The organism is Nocardia sp. NPDC059236, assembly GCF_042754085.1.
Taxonomy (GTDB): Bacteria; Actinomycetota; Actinomycetes; order Mycobacteriales; family Mycobacteriaceae; genus Nocardia.
Genome location: NZ_JBHZAF010000015.1, coordinates 1 through 17,367 on the forward strand (window position 1 = coordinate 1; position 17,367 = coordinate 17,367).

20 protein-coding genes and 1 pseudogene are annotated in these 17,367 nt (G+C 64.5%); 9 read left to right on the forward strand and 12 right to left on the reverse strand.

Annotation, left to right across the window (positions count from 1 at the left end):
- Positions 1–250, forward strand: a 250-nt coding sequence (locus ACFXIV_RS32220) for a winged helix-turn-helix transcriptional regulator (protein ID WP_379402518.1), incomplete at its 5' end; no start/stop codon positions are given.
- Between the two features lie 179 nt (positions 251–429).
- Positions 430–762: a hypothetical protein gene (locus tag ACFXIV_RS32225; RefSeq protein ID WP_379402517.1), complete on the forward strand. Its 333-nt coding sequence runs from the start codon at positions 430–432 to the stop codon at positions 760–762.
- 16 nt (positions 763–778) lie between these two features.
- Here the strand turns inward: ACFXIV_RS32225 and ACFXIV_RS32230 are convergent, their stop codons facing one another.
- The 7 genes and pseudogenes from ACFXIV_RS32230 to ACFXIV_RS32260 form a co-directional block, all read right to left on the reverse strand.
- A complete protein-coding gene (locus ACFXIV_RS32230) occupies positions 779–1,162 on the reverse strand; it encodes a hypothetical protein (RefSeq protein WP_379402516.1) in 384 nt (127 codons plus the stop codon).
- Between the two features lie 965 nt (positions 1,163–2,127).
- Positions 2,128–2,259: pseudogene (locus tag ACFXIV_RS32235) on the reverse strand (23S rRNA (adenine(2503)-C(2))-methyltransferase RlmN); the annotation flags it as partial.
- Positions 2,256–3,299: a hypothetical protein gene (locus ACFXIV_RS32240; protein ID WP_379402515.1), complete on the reverse strand. Its 1,044-nt coding sequence runs from the start codon at positions 3,297–3,299 to the stop codon at positions 2,256–2,258. The gene ACFXIV_RS32240 and the pseudogene ACFXIV_RS32235, both read right to left, overlap by 4 nt.
- Positions 3,300–4,180: 881 nt before the next feature.
- Positions 4,181–4,852, reverse strand: coding sequence for a TetR family transcriptional regulator (locus ACFXIV_RS32245; protein ID WP_379402514.1), 672 nt, complete (start codon positions 4,850–4,852; stop codon positions 4,181–4,183).
- 5 nt (positions 4,853–4,857) lie between these two features.
- Positions 4,858–5,256 carry a hypothetical protein gene (locus ACFXIV_RS32250; RefSeq protein ID WP_379388186.1) on the reverse strand — a complete coding sequence of 133 codons (399 nt, stop codon included), beginning with the start codon at positions 5,254–5,256 and terminating at the stop codon, positions 4,858–4,860.
- A 379-nt stretch (positions 5,257–5,635) separates the two neighbouring features.
- On the reverse strand, positions 5,636–6,268 hold the full coding sequence (locus tag ACFXIV_RS32255; RefSeq protein ID WP_379402513.1) for a DUF998 domain-containing protein: 633 nt from the start codon (positions 6,266–6,268) through the stop codon (positions 5,636–5,638).
- A 14-nt stretch (positions 6,269–6,282) separates the two neighbouring features.
- On the reverse strand, positions 6,283–6,879 hold the full coding sequence (locus ACFXIV_RS32260; RefSeq protein ID WP_379402512.1) for a PadR family transcriptional regulator: 597 nt from the start codon (positions 6,877–6,879) through the stop codon (positions 6,283–6,285).
- Between the two features lie 368 nt (positions 6,880–7,247).
- On the opposite strand from ACFXIV_RS32260, the gene ACFXIV_RS32265 reads away from it, so the two are divergent.
- From ACFXIV_RS32265 to ACFXIV_RS32275, 3 genes are all read left to right on the forward strand, one after another.
- On the forward strand, positions 7,248–8,135 hold the full coding sequence (locus ACFXIV_RS32265; protein ID WP_379388188.1) for an LLM class flavin-dependent oxidoreductase: 888 nt from the start codon (positions 7,248–7,250) through the stop codon (positions 8,133–8,135).
- A 33-nt stretch (positions 8,136–8,168) separates the two neighbouring features.
- On the forward strand, positions 8,169–9,224 hold the full coding sequence (locus tag ACFXIV_RS32270; RefSeq protein ID WP_379402511.1) for a dihydrodipicolinate reductase: 1,056 nt from the start codon (positions 8,169–8,171) through the stop codon (positions 9,222–9,224).
- 326 nt (positions 9,225–9,550) lie between these two features.
- Positions 9,551–10,144, forward strand: a complete 594-nt coding sequence (locus tag ACFXIV_RS32275; protein ID WP_379402510.1) for a hypothetical protein — start codon at positions 9,551–9,553, stop codon at positions 10,142–10,144.
- A 247-nt stretch (positions 10,145–10,391) separates the two neighbouring features.
- Here ACFXIV_RS32275 and ACFXIV_RS32280 read toward each other — a convergent pair whose 3' ends face one another.
- The 3 genes from ACFXIV_RS32280 to ACFXIV_RS32290 form a co-directional block, all read right to left on the reverse strand.
- On the reverse strand, positions 10,392–10,856 hold the full coding sequence (locus tag ACFXIV_RS32280) for a hypothetical protein (RefSeq protein ID WP_379402509.1): 465 nt from the start codon (positions 10,854–10,856) through the stop codon (positions 10,392–10,394).
- A 156-nt stretch (positions 10,857–11,012) separates the two neighbouring features.
- Positions 11,013–11,495 carry a macro domain-containing protein gene (locus ACFXIV_RS32285; protein ID WP_379402508.1) on the reverse strand — a complete coding sequence of 161 codons (483 nt, stop codon included), beginning with the start codon at positions 11,493–11,495 and terminating at the stop codon, positions 11,013–11,015.
- A gap of 67 nt (positions 11,496–11,562) precedes the next feature.
- Complete coding sequence (locus ACFXIV_RS32290; protein WP_379402524.1) at positions 11,563–11,757, reverse strand: hypothetical protein; 195 nt, start codon at positions 11,755–11,757, stop codon at positions 11,563–11,565.
- Positions 11,758–12,034: 277 nt separating this feature from the next.
- On the opposite strand from ACFXIV_RS32290, the gene ACFXIV_RS32295 reads away from it, so the two are divergent.
- Entirely contained in the window at positions 12,035–12,289 is a 255-nt protein-coding gene (locus ACFXIV_RS32295; RefSeq protein WP_379402507.1) for a hypothetical protein, read from the forward strand.
- Positions 12,290–13,105: 816 nt separating this feature from the next.
- Entirely contained in the window at positions 13,106–13,921 is an 816-nt protein-coding gene (locus ACFXIV_RS32300) for a hypothetical protein (RefSeq protein WP_379402506.1), read from the forward strand.
- Between the two features lie 224 nt (positions 13,922–14,145).
- On the opposite strand, the gene ACFXIV_RS32305 is transcribed toward ACFXIV_RS32300, so the two are convergent.
- Complete coding sequence (locus ACFXIV_RS32305) at positions 14,146–14,427, reverse strand: helix-turn-helix domain-containing protein (RefSeq protein WP_379402505.1); 282 nt, start codon at positions 14,425–14,427, stop codon at positions 14,146–14,148.
- A gap of 718 nt (positions 14,428–15,145) precedes the next feature.
- On the opposite strand from ACFXIV_RS32305, the gene ACFXIV_RS32310 reads away from it, so the two are divergent.
- Both ACFXIV_RS32310 and ACFXIV_RS32315 read left to right on the forward strand, forming a co-directional pair.
- Positions 15,146–15,544 carry a PPOX class F420-dependent oxidoreductase gene (locus ACFXIV_RS32310; protein WP_379402504.1) on the forward strand — a complete coding sequence of 133 codons (399 nt, stop codon included), beginning with the start codon at positions 15,146–15,148 and terminating at the stop codon, positions 15,542–15,544.
- Positions 15,545–16,184: 640 nt separating this feature from the next.
- Positions 16,185–16,547 carry a DUF4189 domain-containing protein gene (locus tag ACFXIV_RS32315; RefSeq protein WP_379402503.1) on the forward strand — a complete coding sequence of 121 codons (363 nt, stop codon included), beginning with the start codon at positions 16,185–16,187 and terminating at the stop codon, positions 16,545–16,547.
- Positions 16,548–16,624: 77 nt separating this feature from the next.
- On the opposite strand, the gene ACFXIV_RS32320 is transcribed toward ACFXIV_RS32315, so the two are convergent.
- Entirely contained in the window at positions 16,625–17,302 is a 678-nt protein-coding gene (locus ACFXIV_RS32320) for an NAD(P)-binding domain-containing protein (RefSeq protein ID WP_364624018.1), read from the reverse strand.
- Between the last annotated feature and the right edge of the window lie 65 nt (positions 17,303–17,367).

A 17,367-nucleotide genomic window follows, 5' to 3' on the forward strand; every position in this document is an offset into this window, starting at 1 on the left:
CAGCGAACTGGTCGCCCTGTCCGGCGGGATCTCCCGAAAAGTGCTGACCCAGACCCTCCGCCGCCTACAGAGCAACGGCCTCATCGACCGACAGCAGTACGCCGAAGCGCCCCCACGGGTGGAATACAGCCTGACCCCGCTCGGCCGGACGCTCCAGGAACCGATAGCGATGCTGACGGAGTGGGCGCAGGTACACGGAGAAGAACTCGTCGACTTCCAGGAATCGACAGCCGCGAACCAGACACACTAGGTTCAGACAGCCCACACCTTCGGAGAGTCCGGCGCCAAAGCATAAGGAACCGACTACCGATCATCGACAACACGGTGCGTGCGGCCGCGCTGTACGCGGCAAAATAGTGCGCTTCGCCTCGGGCTGATGGCGCTGCGACCGACCACAATCGCCGAGCAGCCGCACTTCATAATGTCGGCATGTACTTCCGTGGCAATCTCCCGTTCCGAGGCGAGATCACCTGGCTCACTGCTGAACAAGGTGGCCGCTCATCGGGTCCACCGCCCACGCCTGCTGACCAGGACTTCGCCGCAACAGCACTCGTGCCTCCGCACACCCTGAAGGATGGCCTGGCATCGTTCGTCCTGCGCGTGGACGATCGCACGGCGTGGCGTTCACCCGCGAGCGCCGGATGGCTGGTCGTCGACAACAGCGGCGCCTACAGAATCCAGGTCGGTTCGGTTGCCATCATCACTGAAGGGTCACGCACGATCGGCTACTTCCACGTGAACGAAGTGCTCGGCCTCACCTGAGAACCTGAGCAACTTCTCATTCCAGGTCAGCGAACGTCCCCTCACCAGGACGCCACACCCCCCACATGTCGGAAAACCCCGAGAGCATCGCGATTTCGCCTTCCAGTTCCTCGAGTGCCGGATGGATGGAGAGGGCACCTATCGCGAACCGCAGGAGAAGCCCGGTGCCAACAGCTTCATCGGTCGACACGACGGTCTGGTTGATGAAGGCGCACAGCGTATCTCGATATCCCGCATCTCCCAGGGACCGAGTAGTACCGTCGGCGTCGATGGTTGGCCAAACGTAGCAGGACAAGCGTGGGCCGTCGAAGTCGAGCTGGAGGTAATCACGGACGAAAACCACCGAGGCAAGTTCGAGACCGACCAGGCGAGCGAGCAGCGAGTCTCCGAGAGGATCCATTGGCCTTCGTGGCGGTGAGCTCTGCAGAGTGAGCTGAAGCGGTTGAACGAATGAACAATAGCCGCATCTGGCCGTACCCCTCGTACCGGCGGCCACGTGAGAACGGTCTGCCTAAGGCACGAAAATCGTCAATAGCGTGCACTGCCGGCGGCCGAGCGACACTCAGCCCGTTGATCTTTCGATGCCCCGCGCTGGCCGGTTCGGTCAGCGCGGTATGCGGCAGAAGAGCACGCTGCCATGCGCGCATGAACGGCCAACCCAACCGTTCCTAAACGCGCACTACAGCTGAGGGATTGGCGCGAAATCGCTGTTCTACAGCGGATTGTGCGGGATTGCACCGGTCGTCCGAAACTCGGCAATAGCGGATGTCGCACCGCACCAGGTTCGGGCCGCCGGCGCCCCGCGCTGGCCGGTTCGGTCAGCGCGGTATGCGGCAGGAGGGATATTCAGATGGGGGCCGCAGTCAATTCAACGGGGAGCTGGCGTGGCTGGTCGATGTCCGCGAGCTCAGCAGTGGTCGAATGGGGTGTCCTGGAACCAGCCGCAGCTTCTTCCCTGATGGCGGCTACTGTCGGGGCGGTGTAGTGCCGAGAAGGGCCCTCCTGGACGGCCTCCTGACCGTGGGCGCCTGCTTGGGTGTCACGCGACAAGTGGCAATGCGCGCCAGCAACGGTGACACACCCAATACACCGGATAAGTAGCCCGTTTACTCACCTGGACTCGTTGACCCAAGCGCATCCGTCCGTCAACGTCACATTGACGACTAACCGACAAATATCGATTTCCGCCGGTGGAATGCGTGTGCGTAGTGGTCGTGTCCCCCTCCGGACACATTGAAGCGTGAATCCCTTTGCAAAGCAGAGGGATTCACGCTATTGGATTCCAAAGCCGTATTGGACCCCCACCTCGATTCGGTCGGCGGGCACGTAGTCCGTTCAAGGATGAGGCCGAGTCAGCCTTCAGACCTGGAGTCTCCTGCCGATCATGTCCGCTCGCCAGCCCTGGTCGTCGACGTCGCGGATCAACGCGTATTCGATGGAGGCTCGGCGACCGGACTCGTCGGCGTAATAGTGTGCGGAGGAGAGGGCTTCGGTCACCTGGTCGGTGCGGTGGTCACCCAGTTGGATCGGTAGGCGGCCCAGTCCGCGGGTGTGGCGGTGTAGTCGACGAAGAGGGCTACGCCGAAAGCGGGCCGGGTGGGATCGGTGCGGCCCAAGCCCAGCCGGATCGCTCGGATTGCCGCGTCAACGGTTTCCGCTGAGCTGTGGTGGGCGATGTTCTCCGTCTGATAAGCCGGTAGGCCCATCAGTAAGTCGACGGATGGGGGCGTGACCTGTAAGGCGAGTGTGGTCTGTTCGGCGACGTAGCCGCCGTACATGAAACGGTAGGGCATGGCCGTGTCGTAGGACATCACGGCGATTTGATCCACCCGATGTGCCGCCGCGGCGAAATACGCTTGCGACCACCACTTTTCATGTCCGGCGACGGCGAGGTAGGGGGCGTGCAATCCAGGTAGCGGGTCGATTTGGGGAGCGGCGATCGACAGCAGGGCGTGACGGCCCGTGGTGAGGGCGTGGGCCTGGTCCAGCAGGGTCAGGAAATCGGCGGTGCCCGAGCGAATCGGCTCGAAATCGTAATGCACGCCATCGAATCCGAGATCCAGTAGCTGTCCGGTCGACACGAGGATGTTTCCCCGCACGTCGGGGGCGTCGAGGTGCAATTCGTCCGGGTACTCCGGGGCGACGAAGTTTCCCAACCAGGCCTGCACCCGGGCGTTGGGAATTTCGCGGTGGACGGCGTCGACGAACCATGACACGTTGGGATGCCGGTCGTCGGGAAGGCTTCCATCGGAGTCGAGCGGACCGGAGAAGACGTAGAGATCCTTGATGCCGGTGTCGGCCAACTGCGCCTTCAACGCGGCGACGTCACCTTCGTCCTTGCGACCATCGATCCACTCGTGCCCCAGCCAGAGCGCGTCCCGACCCCTGGTGTGCGCTGTCGGCGTCCCCGCATACTCCAGCCGCAGCGCGACCACCATTCCGCCGACCACGGCGGTGACGAGCCCCAGCACCGTCAGCCCGGCAATCCACGTCCGTCGCCACCACAGCGACCACCGCATCCGCCCCCCATTCGTCACCGAACGCCCAGCCTATGGCACGGCGAATGGCTTCGCCCGTCGAGCCGATCAACTTTCAGTTGCCGTCGAACATGATTCGGTGACCCGCGCGGGCGGTGTTCGACACGATCAGCCTGATCGGGCCGCCCGCTGATATCGCCCACGCCTAGCCCTCAATTCGGCAATAGCGGACGCTCTGCACCGCACCAGGTTCCGGCCACCGGCCGCTCCGCGCCGGCCGGTTCGGTCAGCGGGATAGCGCGTATGGCACTGATCACCCAGGCTTGCTCGTGGGTGTCGTGCCGTGCAAGAGATAGCGAGCCAAACAGAGGCGACAGACTAACGAACCGGCCTGTGAAAATAGTGGCCGATACGTGGCGATATTGTGTCGCTACACCCTGGTCGAATCCAGCGTCTAAGCTCAAAGTCCTTATGGCCCGGATAGTTTCACCATCTCCAATTAGGCACGCGGCGTGCTTCGGTTGATCAAGGAAGTTCGTCACCGACGGCGATGTCCTCGAATCGGACTGCGGTGCGGGGGACACGCGTGCGTGAGATCGACGAAAGGTTCGCAGCAGTCCCCGAATCCGGATCGCTCGTCGGCAACCCGTCCGCGGCCCGGGAAGTGGCGTCGAGTCCACTCATGATCACGCGCACAAACGACCGCTCACCAGACACTCTCGGCCGCAGCCGGTTTCCGCAGGCCAGATCCGAGAACGGAATCCCCCAGCATCACCGGCCGTGTCGCCGCCCGAGTCGATCTTCGAGCCTGCCCGCGCCGCCGGTTCGAACCGCGTAAAGTGCGGGCCCATTCGGGTGAGATGACCTCAGCCCGTTGATCTTCGGAGCGCTGACGCTGTCCGGTGCGATGGGGCTGATGCCTTCGTCGGCGGTGTGCCTGATTAGTTGCTGAGGTCCTGGATGAGATCCAGGGCTGGGTATAGGACGGGGCGCAGTGGACGGAGTCTCGACAGTGCCACGATGCGTTCGACCAGTGGGGCGGTTCGGCGGATCAGCAGTCGGGTGCGTTCCTGGTCAGGGCTGCGGTCGTGGACCCAGAACAGGACGACGCCCATGTGGGCCAGCCACAACAGATTCGGTAGCTCGGCCATCAGCCGCTTGTCACCCTTGACATCTGTGCCGATGACCATGTCGCTCATGATGGCGGTGGATGTCTGTCGGGCGGGTCGGCTTTCGTCGCTGAATGGGCTGAGCGGGCTGGTGGGTTCGGCGGCGATTGCGAAGAATTTGCCGCCGAACTCGTGGTAGGGCGCGGCTACGTCGACGAAGGCCAGTTCCATCGTCAGCCATCGGGCGGCGAGGGAGTCGCTGCGGGGCCCTTGCTCGACCCGCTGTTGGTGCAGGGCCTGGATGTGCTGGTAGAAACCCTGGACCAAGTGTTCCTTGGATGTGAAGTAGTAGTAGGCGTTGCCGACGCTGACACCGGCTTCGCCCGCGATCGCGCGCATGGTGGTCTTCGTATAGCCGTTCTGCTCGAACAGGCGCAGGGCGGCGTCGATGATCTGCTGGCGAGTTTCCTCGCCGCGTGCGGTCGCGGGCTCGGGGCGGGGCATAGGGCTCAGGCTAGCTGGGCGGCGTCGACCGGAACCGGCGGGACACCGGCCTGCTGCTCCTTGTGCCGGCTGCGTCGGATCTTGTTCAGGGCGATCAGGTTTGCGAAGTGCATGCCACCCAGTACGAGCAGGACCCTGCCAAGTTTCATGGCGAGTTCCTCGATTGCGACGCGCGCGTCGCCGACTGGGACGCTGATGCGCAAAGCCAGTGCCACGAAGCCTGCGTTGACGAGCCAGAACCCGATGACCAGCAGATGATTCACGGCTTCGGCCAGGTCGCTGTCTCCATTCATGACATCCACAAGAAATCGTGCGCCGGTGCGATGCAAGACCCGCGCCACCCAGAACGTGACCGCCAAGCTGACGGTCGTGTAGGTCGCATATGTGACGACGACAAGATTCATTGTTCCAGCTCCCCGCTGATTTGAACGTGTTCAACTACGAGACTAAGTCATTTTTTGAACGTGTTCAAGTATGAGCAGCGCAACACGTTGAGCGCCGAAGTCTGCGCCCACCATGGCATCTGCATGCGATGCATGACCGTCACCGGTCAGATCGGCGGCACCGTCGCTTTCGCTGACTCGGCACCGGGACCGCGTAGCGCAGTCAGGCATACCGGGGTGCCGCACAGGGCGTGAGCTGCGCTGTAATCGGCAGCAGCGGACGTTCTGCGCCGCAGCGGGTTCCGGCGCCGGCGCCTCGCGCTGGCCTGTTCGGTCAGCGCGGTATGCGCATTACAGTATGTCTGGGTGCGGATTCAGTGCAGTTGTGGAAGGGCGCGGCTTACCTGCGCAACTGGTAACCGACGCTGTGTGGGCCACGCAGGACAGCTGCGCTGATTGCGATGTACCAGAATTGGACGTGCAGCACCATTATTCGTTCGGTCAACCCGCCGATGCCCAGGTGCTTGCCGGCGGCCTCTGGAGCGCCGGTGTTGAAGAAGATCACTAGCATGATCAGCGCCAATGGGCCGGAGGCCAGCAGCCGGTTTCCGATGCGTCGGTAGGCGGGGCTGCGGCGCAAGATCGACCCGGTGATCGGAAACGCCAGGACTGGAATGGCGAATCCCATCATGGCCCCGAGAACATGGGGGCCCTGTGTGGGGCGCGCTTCGGTGAATATGCCGCAGAGGATTTGTCCGATCGCCGGGATGGTCAGCAGCACGGCGATCCATCGTGCTGACGTGCCCACTGCGGGGCGGACGCCTCGCGCGATGGCCGACGCCGCACCGAACAGAAGCAGTCCGCTGAGGATGAAGGTGGCGTTCATGACAGGGGCCAGACGTCCCACGCCGAGATCGCTGATTTGATCGGCGATCTGTGAGTATCCCGGCCGGAGCGGCCCGAGGACGAGATAGGCGAGGGTGAACAGACCGGTGCTGGCCGCGGCCGCGTAGGTTGACGCTTCGCGTGTCACTGGGGATGTGATTGTCATGTTTGAAAGCCCTCCACAACTTTCAGCCAAGCCTGGTCGTACTCCGGGGCGGCGAGTGAATCGATGAGGTGCGCGACGAAGCGGCGCTCGGTGTCGAGCATCTCCAGCCGGAACTGTTCATCGACCAGGAACACCCACTCGACGCCTGCGGAATCATCGAGCGTGCCGCGGATTTCGTTGGCCTGCCGGTCCAGGGTCATCAAGCGTCGCCGCAGCATGTCCACCGCCTCGGCCGGCGCAAGCACCATGATCAACGACAAGGCGGCCCCGAAACTCGGGTACTCCGGGCGTGGCGTGGCGACCAGGTCGCACAGCCAGTCCCGTAGTTCCGAGCGTCCGGTTTCGGTGATGCCGTAGACAGTGCGTTCCGGCCGCGCGGTATCCCGCAGCGTCTCGCGCTCAACGATGAAACCGGCCCCGACCAACTGCTCCACGACCGTGTACAACGTGCTCCGGGTGTACTTCACAGACCGATCCTTACCGTGCTCGGCCAACAAACGCCCCAGCTCATAAGGATGCTTCGGTCCTGCCATCAGCTCTGCCAGAACGAACAGGGCCAGCAGGTTGCCCACTTTGCGCCGCGTGTCCGCCACTAAAACTCCTTTAGTCGTCTACGACTATACTGTACAGAATTAGTCGTAGACGACTATATTGGGGCTGGGCCGCAATGGCGGCGATTTGTGTCGCCACCAGGCCCGTTGCTACTGGTAGTGGCCGGGGGTTGCCCCTGGTGGTGTTACTTTCGCCGCGCTCGTCCAGCGGAATCGGTGGTGGCGAGGCTGTAGATCCGGCTCCACGATGAGCGCGGGTCGGCCCGGCATGATGGCGTTCGCCAAAACGCACGCTCATCGGCATGAGCGCGCACTGCTGATGTCGAGCTGCGCTGAATCTGTTGACCGCCATCGCTTCTCGAAATCGAAATCGCCTGACCGGGGTCGGGTGGTTCTGAGAGGGTCGCCGTATGAAGATCGGTGTTGCGCTTCCGCAGATGGCTCCCGGGTACGGACCGGGTACGACGGTCGACTGGGCTCGGCGAATCGACGCGGGTCCGTTTTCGAGTGTCTCGGTGGGCGAGCGGGTGACGTTTTCGAACCCGGAGATGGTTGCGACGCTGGGTGCTTGCGCGGCGGTGACGGAGCGGGTGCGGGTTCTGGCGAACCTCTGGGTGCTGCCACAGCACCCGGTGGCGATGGTCGCACAGCAGATCGGGACTCTCGACCAGCTCGCGAACGGACGTCTCGAGGTGGCCGTGGGCGTCGGCGGTCGCGAGCACGACTACCGCGCTCTCGGCGCTGATTTCAAGGGACGGCACCAGCAGCTCGACGACAAGGTGGCCGAGTTGAAGTCACTGCTCGCCGGTGAGCCGCCGTTCGAGGGCGCGGACCCGGTCGGGCCGGCGTGCGTGCAGCCGGGCGGGCCGATCATTCTCGCCGGCGCGATGGGGCCGAAGGCGATGCGTCGGGCGGCGCGGTGGGCGGATGGCATCTCCGGCTTCAGTATTCGAGGCGATGCCGAGGAGATCGCCAAGGTGGGCGAGCTCGCCGACCGGTGCTGGGCCGAGGCCGGTCGTGCGACGACCCCGCGCAAGGTCAGTGGCTGTTTCACCGCCCTGGGCGTCGCCGATGCCTCGGAGGCGTTGCACGCCTTCACCGCTCGCTACCTCGGCTTCCTCGGACCCAGGCTGGCCGAGATGATCGCCGCCTCGACGCGGGCGTCGAGTCCCGAGGTGCTCGCCGACATTCTCGACGGCGCGGAGCGGGCCGGGTGCGACGAGTTCATCCTGGTCCCGGCCGTCACCGACCTGAAATTCCTCGAGGTGGCGGCCGAGGTGGTGACCGCACGGCCTTGACGCTCGAGGAATGGAACCTGTTCTATTCCATGCATGACGCTGCGAGTGATCCAGTGGGCCACCGGTGGGCTTGGCCAGGCCGCGATCGGCCAGATCCAGCTGCACCCGGATCTCGAGCTCGTCGGGTGCTGGGTGCATTCGGAGGCCAAGGTCGGCTGGGACGCCGGTGAGCTCGCCGGGATCGGCCCGATCGGTGTCACCGCCACCAACAGCATCGACGAGATCCTCGCGATGGACGCCGACTGCGTCCTCTACTCGCCGCTGATGCCGAATCCTAAAGAGGTGGCGGCGATTCTGCGTTCGGGCAAGAACGTCGTCACGCCGCTGGGCTGGTTCTGGCCGACCGCGGAGGAGAAGGAGAGGATGACGGCCCCGGCCCGCGAAGGCGGCGTGACGCTGCACGGGACCGGGATCGACCCGGGCGGTGCCACCGAGCAGCAGCCGCTGTTCTTCACGGGCCTGTCCAGCGCAATCACGTTCGTCCGCGGTGAGGAGTACTCCGACATCCGCACCTACAACGCCCCCGACGTCGTACGCCACCTCATGGGTTTCGGTCAGTCGCCCGAGCAGGCGATGAACGGTCCGATGCTGGCGTTGCTGGACAACGGGTTCGACCAGTCGGTGCGGATGTGCCTGGACGCGCTCGGCTTCGCCGACGCCGAGATCCGCAGCAGCCGCGAGGTGGCGGTCGCGACCGCGCCGATCGACTCGCCGATCGGCGTGATCCAGCCCGGCCAGGTCGCCGCCCAGCGCTTCGCCTGGGAGGCATTCATCGGCGACACCAAGGTCGTCAGGGTCGCGGTCAACTGGCTGATGGGCGATGAGAACCTCGACCCGCCTTGGAAATACGGCGACGGCGGCGTCCGGTTCGAGGTCGAGGTGAAGGGCGATCCCGACTGCTTCGTGACGATCCACGGATGGCACCCGACCAGCGTGGCGGCCGGCCTGCAGCGCAACCCCGGCATCGTCGTGACCGCGGCGCACTGCGTGAACTCGATCCCCTACGTCTGTGCTGCCGAACCCGGCCTGCTGACCTTCGTCGACATGCCCGTAGTCACCGGTCGGGCGCACCCGGACCTGGCGCGCTGATCACACCGGGCGTCTCGCGCCGACTGGATCTCTCCCTGGCAGATCACCCAACGCAGCCCGACACCCATCACTTACAGCTGCGGAAAGCAACCTCCAGCGCCCCTTGGCCTCGACGGCAAGCCCATCGAGTTCCTCGCCATCTCCGGCAACATCGCGAATGCTCCTGCCTACGTCAACGGCTACGACTGCATCCCGTAAGCGATCACACTCCGACCGGTTCGGTCAGTACGATCAGCGGCATTACACGTCGTTGCTGCTGGCCTGAAGTGTGTGCCGCAGGGGCGGTCTGGTGTCGGTAGTGCGCGTTCCATGACAGGGTGGGCCGCGTGACCGACGAGTTCGCCGCCGTGACGAAGATTCATATCCACGAGGACGAGTGGGGCATGCGCTGCCTTCACCCTCTGGCGTCCGCCACCGAAGTGGCGGGCGACTTGCGTGCGAGCGAGGTCGCGAGCGGTGCCAACCGCGCGCCGGACGGCATCGGCTGGACCGATGTGCACGAGATCGTGGCGCCCGAGCACGACTACGCGGAGGCAGGGCTGACCTTCGCACAGGTCGATGCGGTACTGGCACCGATCATGCCGCGGGTCCGGCGGTTCGTCGCGACGGCGTCGGCAGGGTTCGACGAGAGTAGACGGGACCCGATGGGCATCTACGAGGATGACGCCTACTGCTACGGCGTGGACGCGTCCTGTTTCATCAAGTTGAACGGCGATGAGCCTCTGGTCGAGAGTATTTGGTTTCGGGCCGACACCAAAGACCCCGCGCGTCTGGAACTGCTCCGGCGGGCGATCATTGCCGTTGACCTACTCGCTCCGTCGGTCATCGCTGACTACTGGCTCGACCGCACCGGCCCCGTCGCGGACGGTGAATTCCTCCACCGGTACATGCGGATGCTCGCCCAGGAAGCCGAGGACTAGGCCGGCCGCGATGGCCTCGCCGGACTGCTGGCCATGCCCACCACGCAGTGAGCGCATCCTGAACTCGGCAGTGGCGGACGTTCAGCCGGCCTCGGATCGGCACGGCCAGTTGATCTTCCGATGCCCGGCGCTGGCCGGTTCGGTCAGCGCGGTATGCGGCAGTAGCGGATGTTCTGTGTGGTGGTCTCGGGCCGCCGGTTGGTGACATGTCGCCTTACCTGCGAATGCCGATGGGTGGATTCCGAAGTCACAGTTGACGTTTCGACGCGGGGGTGAGTCTTGGGAGTGCGAATTTACAGATCTCGTCGGTGGCGTCGATATTCTGCGTGGTGTCCCATGAACCCACCAGCCGACATACCGACCACGATCGTCTGATCATCGTTCCATGCCGCTGCGCCGACCAATCGATCACGGCACGCAGGAAATCTACGTCGCGTTCGGCGTCGGCCCCAACATCGTCGCCATTTCGGCCGTCGGCCCAGTTACGGCGATACCCATCCGGATACGCGACGGCCATACTCCAGTGGTCTGCCTTGGAGTCGAACCCGGTCATGTGTCGCATCATCTGCCCGGTGCCACCCCGACCATGCAATGCGAGCACCAGCGGAATCTCCCCCGTGCCGGTTGCGCGGTTGGGAAGGCGCAGCGTGAAGGTGCGTCGCCGACCCCCTATCCGTAAGTCTGCCCGAACCAACCTGTCGGACTCCTTCATGGTTCCCCCTCCATTACTTGCCATGCCGAATGCCGTTGGTGCGATTGGCGTTCCGCTCGCGAGCCTAGCTCGAAAAGGAGGATGACGCCCGGGCGTCATGGCAGGGCGAATGCACGACATTCGCCAGTTGCGGACGGTCCGATACGGGCACCGGAGTCATTCCAGGTCATATACGACGACGGTGATGCCACGGCTGGATAGGCGGTTACGGATGAGTGGCTCGATCCGGTCCCAGGTTCCGCCGGCCAGACCGCAGCCGATGCGTGGCATGTGCACCGAGGCATCCGACGCCGCCGCGAAATCAGCTAGCTTCTCCAGGTTCTGGTCGACGGCGTCGTAGCGGATCGGCGGACTGCCCGCGCGGGAACGGATGCCGTGCTGGCCGATCATGTTGGCCACGTGCAGATTCGGTGCGACCTGGACGAGCTGTACCGCGCCCAAGGCAAAGTCGTTGGCGTCGCGCTGCCGGTGCCAGTCGCGGTAAGCCCGTTCGGGTTCCGGCCATCGTGTCGACACAGCGACGACGAAGCCCTTGCCCCAGCGGCCGAGATCGTTGCAGATGTGCGCGATGATCGCGGGTCCAGCAGTGCCGGGTGCGGTGGCGTCCCCGGTCTCGTACACGATCTCGGTCTTACTCATGCTGTCCTCCCGCGCCGAACATAGACGCGGGCACCGACATCAACCATTTTGCCGATTCGAACAGCGCTCAATGCGACCGTTCAGAGAATGGTGGTAGGACTGGATCCCGGCCAGGATGAGCCTGAACGTGCTCTATCGAGAACCATTCGGAGTCGCCGGCCGAGATATACCCGGACAGTACCGCTGGATCTCGAACCGCCTCCTGCAACAGCGCCCCGAGCTGCTGGAGCGCCTCGGCGTCCGCCCCGTAGGCGACGAACATCCCAGCCTCGGGGTCGTACCGCACCCGGTCGGCCAGCACTTCGTTGGATTCTCGGTGATTGCTACCGGAACCCCAGATAAAGGCAGCGATCAATTGCTCGGAAGAATCTGGCGGGGTTATGGTTGTGGCGCGCCTGTGCTATTCGCCGTGCTGCGGATCTATCGGCCAGTATTTCCACCGCTGATTCGGTAGCAGTCGACCGAGTAATCTTCCGCGCACGTTGCGCGGGGATAGCCCTGGTGCAATCGAGTTGAATGGATCATTAGAAGGATCAGCAATGTTCGCAATGACCAGGCAAACGGTGGCTCGGGCCGTCCTCGCCGGTGCGATTGCGGTGGCTCCGGTCACCGCCGTGACCGTGCCGGTCCAGGCCGATGTGGTCACCAACTACACCCCCACCCCTGTCGATCAGCACTGGGACCACGGCTGGGACAGTAAGCACTTCTTCTTCCCTCCGGGCTGGGGAATCCCTCCGGGATGGTTCAAGCATCTACTGCCGTTCGAGTTCTTCGATTGGTTCGATTGGGACTAGTAGAGCGTTCAATACGACCGCCAGGCGCCGACACTCGCACACGGACGCCGATGTAAAGATGCGCCTGCACGCATGTCCGGATTGCAGTGTCCGAAGGATGGGCGCGAGCAGGCGCATCGACCCCACGAGTGATGGAGCTGGCAGGTACTCGGCTCCCCGGCAGGCCCGGACGGTGACGACATGGGGCGTGGCCGTGACCGATCGTGCCGACTACCCCGCGTGCTTCACCCAGGCCCGGTCCGCTAGCGGGCGCGGGCATGGGCGATGATCGTGACGCGGTGCTCGCCGAACTTCGCCCGCGCGACCGCAGCCGGGTGTTTGACAGCTCGAGCAGATCGCCCACGGTGCGGACTCCGCGCAGATACAGTGCCCGCCGGTACCGCTCGGGCACCCGATCCAGCTCCCGGGTGCTGTCAGGGGTTGAGGGATATTCGTGCGAGAGTAGCTCTCGGAAGAGAACAGACCTCGGTGGGGTGCGCAGGTTGATCCGATCCTGCCGCGTAGCAGCGGATCTGTACGTTCATGCAAAACCAGCTCTAGCGATTTACCGCAGATAATCGGCCATTACAGGTCGAGCCGGCGAGGTGCCTGCCAGCGGTGCGTGAAGCATTGCTGTAGCACGGTGAAACTCGGGCGCTGCGCCGCAGACGATCCGCCGGGACCAACCGATTCATAACCTGCACAGGTCAGTTCGCGGGCGTGAAACATGGCCCCAAAAAGCGGGGGCATGCGACGGGATGCCGATCAGTGAACAGTGCTATTCGCAAATGATCACCCCGCTCTAGTCAGCGTTGCCGAATCGAGAATGACCGCATCATGCGTACCCGGACATCAGCTCGCACCCTCGCTGCGGCCGGTATCACCGCCACAGCTTCCGCCCTGACCGCGCTCAGCGCCGTAACGGCTCACGCCGACGTTGCGGGAACGGGAATGACCGTGCAGGGCAGCAACTTTCAAGTCGGGCAGACCTACAATGTCGTTGTCCCGGTGTCCGGATGCCAAAGCCCGGGGCTGTCGGACACCGTCGGCGGCGTGACCATCCGGTCCGCTTGGACCGTCACATCGAGCCTTGGGGCGGGCACCCCCTGCAGCGGTACGACGTCCACCGAGACCATCCAGTGGACTCCGCTGACTCCGGGCACCCATGTGCTGGGCATCGGGTACGGCAACGGCAACCCGAGCCTCCCGCCGTACACCGACTTCGGTACTGTCACCGTCGAGGTCGGCGGCACCGCGAGTACGGACCCCAAGGCGTGTGGCGACGCATCCGCGTCGCTCTGCACGACGGTCCACGGGAGCCCCGAGGTGGGATGCACACTCACCGTGACCATCTCGAACATCCCGGCCTCGCTGGCGGTTTCGTCGGGTTCGGCCCTGTTGCAGAGCCTGAGCGCGGGATCCCACACTCGCAATGCGTGGGTATCCGACAACGGGACGGCCACCGGCGCCACGACGATCAGCGGCAGCACCGTCACCATGAAGTGGACACCCACGACGGCCGGATATCACCACTTGACCGGCCAGTACGACACCGGCGCCCAGCCCGGCTTCCCCGACGGAGTGGTTCTGCCCGGCTATGCCGGTGAGATGTGGCTGCCGGTAGCAGCCGCCGGCACCCAGCCCTGCGCCTGACTCGCACCGACCAGATGCCATCCTGGCCGGTTCGAATCGCGCCCACGCTGATTAGGTGCGTTCGGTCGGCCTCGGATGGACACGGCCAGTTGATCTTCCGTCGTCCCGCGCTAACCGCTTCGGTCAGCGGCAAATAGAGTGCGTTGTGGTCGAGGCGGTCACCGTATCCCGCTTACCGAGGTGCCGGAAAGCGGCCGCAGCCAACGCACTTCGGTGTGGGTCGCCTACACCGTAATTCGGAAGTTCTCGTGCGGGGTAAGGGTGCGTCGGAGTTTGTCCGGAGTCGTTCCTGTCCATACGCGAAACGCGCGGTAGAACGAATTGGGTTCGCTGAAGCCGAGGAGAAACGAGATCTCGGCGCCCGACAAGCCTGTGTTCCCGAGGTAGTGCTTGGCCAGATCGTTCCTGGTCATGTCGAGAATTTGCTGGAAGCTCGTGGACTCTGCTTCGATCCGGCATTGCAGTGTCCGTTTGCTGAGTGTCAGCTTTCGCGCGATCGTGTCCATCGATGCCGATCCGCTCGGTAACGCATCCACGAGTGACGAGCAGGTCGTCGAGCTCGGTGAGCTCCTGCTCGGCGTCAGGGTTACGCATCGTCGCGACGACGTTCCAGCCGCGGGAGTGGAAGAGTTCGGCCGTTGCCCGACCGAGCCCACTGGATGTACCGGTGATGAGAATGGGCTGTGTCATGGTGGCGCTCCTTTCACTGCTCCACGTCAGGAATGTGGAACGGTCCCGGCAGTGCCCGATGACGCCATAGTTCAATCCGATCGCGCCACCAAACGTCGATCTACTTTCGCCCCCACGTGCACCGCGCGACCCTCGCGGGAAGGCGCAGATGGGTGCGTTTCTGCGGGTGGTCTCGGTGCGTGGCAATGATGGGCGGCAGGTCAGATCACCGCAATCAAGGCGGGGGTTGCCGGGCGACAGCGTCCGCTCGGCCGGAACGGGCTTGTGCAGCTTGTTGATCCGAGCGCGATCCCGCAGTGGCGATCTGAAATCTAGCAACGCTAGACAAGCTGTTGGAGTGGGTGTTACCGTTGCTCCAGTTTCTAGCCCTGCTAGCCTTCAGCAAGGGGAGACTGAAATGCTCATCATCACCGGTTCATTGCCGGGCTGTGCGCGCGGGACGCGGCAGGCGACAGCTTGCGCTTCCCGCACCCAACAACTTCCGGCTGATCGCCGGGGCATATCTGATATCGAATTCACTGAGGAGTAACTGAAATGACCTTCACCAGCAACGAACAGCAGTTCCTCGCGGAGGCCGGGATCGGTCGGCTGGCGACGGTGTCGCCCGACGGCGTTGTGCAGAACAACCCGACCAGCTATCGGGTGAACGCCGACGGCACGATCGACATCGGGGGCATGCGGATGCGTGCCAGTCGAAAGTACCGCAATGTCGAGGCGGGCAGCCGGGTGTCGTTCGTGATCGACCAACAGGTTTCATTGGAGCCATACGTGATTCGCGGCATCGAGGTACGCGGCACGGCCGAGGCGCTCGATGACGAGGAGCCACCGTTCCAGCCCCAGGAACGCGCGGTCATCCGAATTCACCCCGAACGGATCATCTCCTGGGGCATCGACGGCGGATCCTTCGACTTCATCAGTCGCAGCGCCGAGTAGGGCATTACACAAGACAGATCAAGAACGCTCCGACGTTGACGGCGGGCGGAAGGATCCAGGGTAAGCAGGGTAGAGCGGAATAGCCGGCCATGGCTTCGGACCGTTGCTCCACCACGGGGGCAGCTGCCGGTTCGGCTGTGGCTACGCCCGCACCAGCGGCGATGACGGATGCAATCGCTAGGGCTGTTGTCAGTGCACTCGATTTCTTGGTCATGGCAACCTCCGCTGTAGTGGTACCGGACGACCTCGCCGAGTGCACTCGATTGCGCTCGGACCGCTGGGCAGGTCGACCCGGCGGGGGGCGGAATGCTCGAACACCAATTAACCCGCTCAGGAGGGGTCCTCCGCAAGGGGCTCCGTTCGCACATCGGACTTTGCCGGCGAAGAAACCCCGCCCGGGCGCCGGGACACCGAACGGCCGCCTGAGAGCCGGTTCCACCGCGCAGCCCAATCCCCACCGGCACGATCAGCCATCGATCCAGAAGTGCGATTCCGCCGTCCACGTGACCCCGGACACGCTGTGCCCCAACCACTTGCCGGTTAACGCGTCTTCGAAGCCCGCCGATCTTGACTCGACAGCGGCGCGCGCATCCCACCCCACCGGGATGCGCGCGCCAGTTCGATCAACGCAAGGAACAACATGCGCAAGACTCTGTTCGCCCTGTCCGGCCTCGCCTTCGCCACCGCCGCCGCAGTGCTGCCGGCGGCCCCGGCCCAGGCCGCCTCCGGCTCCTGGGGCGCGATCGCGGTGTCCGACAACGGCGACCTGGGCTGGTCCTGGAACTACGACACCGAGGGCTCGGCGAGCCAGGCCGCCATCGACAAGTGCGCCAAGGCGAGCTGCTCGACCGTCACCACCTTCACCGGCTGCGGCGCGGTGGCCTTCTCGGATTCGATGAACAAGTACACCGGCGGCTACGGCGCGACGCCGGACGACGCCGAGAACTCCGCCAAGTGGTACTCCGACTCCTACCTGGTGCGCACGGCCATCTGCAACGACTGACCCACCGGGGCCGGACGACCGCCCTGACATGGTCGGCCGGCCCCGGAGTCCTTGCGCTGGAGCCCCTTTCGGGGGCTTCAGCGTTCGGCGGCTTCGACCGCCTTGCGCACCGTCTCCGCATCGGCCGGGGCCGCCTCGTTCTCCCAGAACGGCGCGGCGACGGCGTAGGGCGTGCCGTAGACGGGGGTTTCGGGTTGCGTGCGCCAGCTGTCGGCGAGCGAGCCGATATCGACGGTGTCGTAGCCGAGCCTGCTGATCAGTTCCGCCGCAGCGGTTTTCGCCGCGGTATCGTCACCGGCGATGGGCAGCGCGGTGCGATCGGCTGCCCCGGCGGGGCGGGCCAGCACGGCCAGATGCTTGAACAGGATGTTGTTGAACGCCTTCACGACCCGTGAGCGCGGCAGATGCCGTTGCAGCAGTTCGGAACTGGTGGCCACACCCGCGTCCAGATCGGCGAATTCGCCGTCGCGGCCGGGATAGTAGTTGTTGGTGTCGATGACCACCTTGCCGACCAGCGGATCGGCCGGTACCTGCTGATACGCCTTGAGCGGTACCGTCACCACCACGATGTCTCCCGCGGCGGCCGCCTCGGCCGGGGTCGCGGCACGGGCCCGTTCCCCCAGTTCGGCCACCAGCTCCGCCAGGCTCTCCGGCCCTCGTGAATTGCTCAGCACCACATCGATTCCCGCGGCCACGGCCAGCCGGGCCAGGGTGCCGCCGATATTTCCGCTTCCGATCAATCCGAGCGTCGTCATGCCCGCTGGTAACGCGGCCGCGGCGGGCAATGTTCCCGCGAGATCCGCCGGCGTCCGAGCGTCGT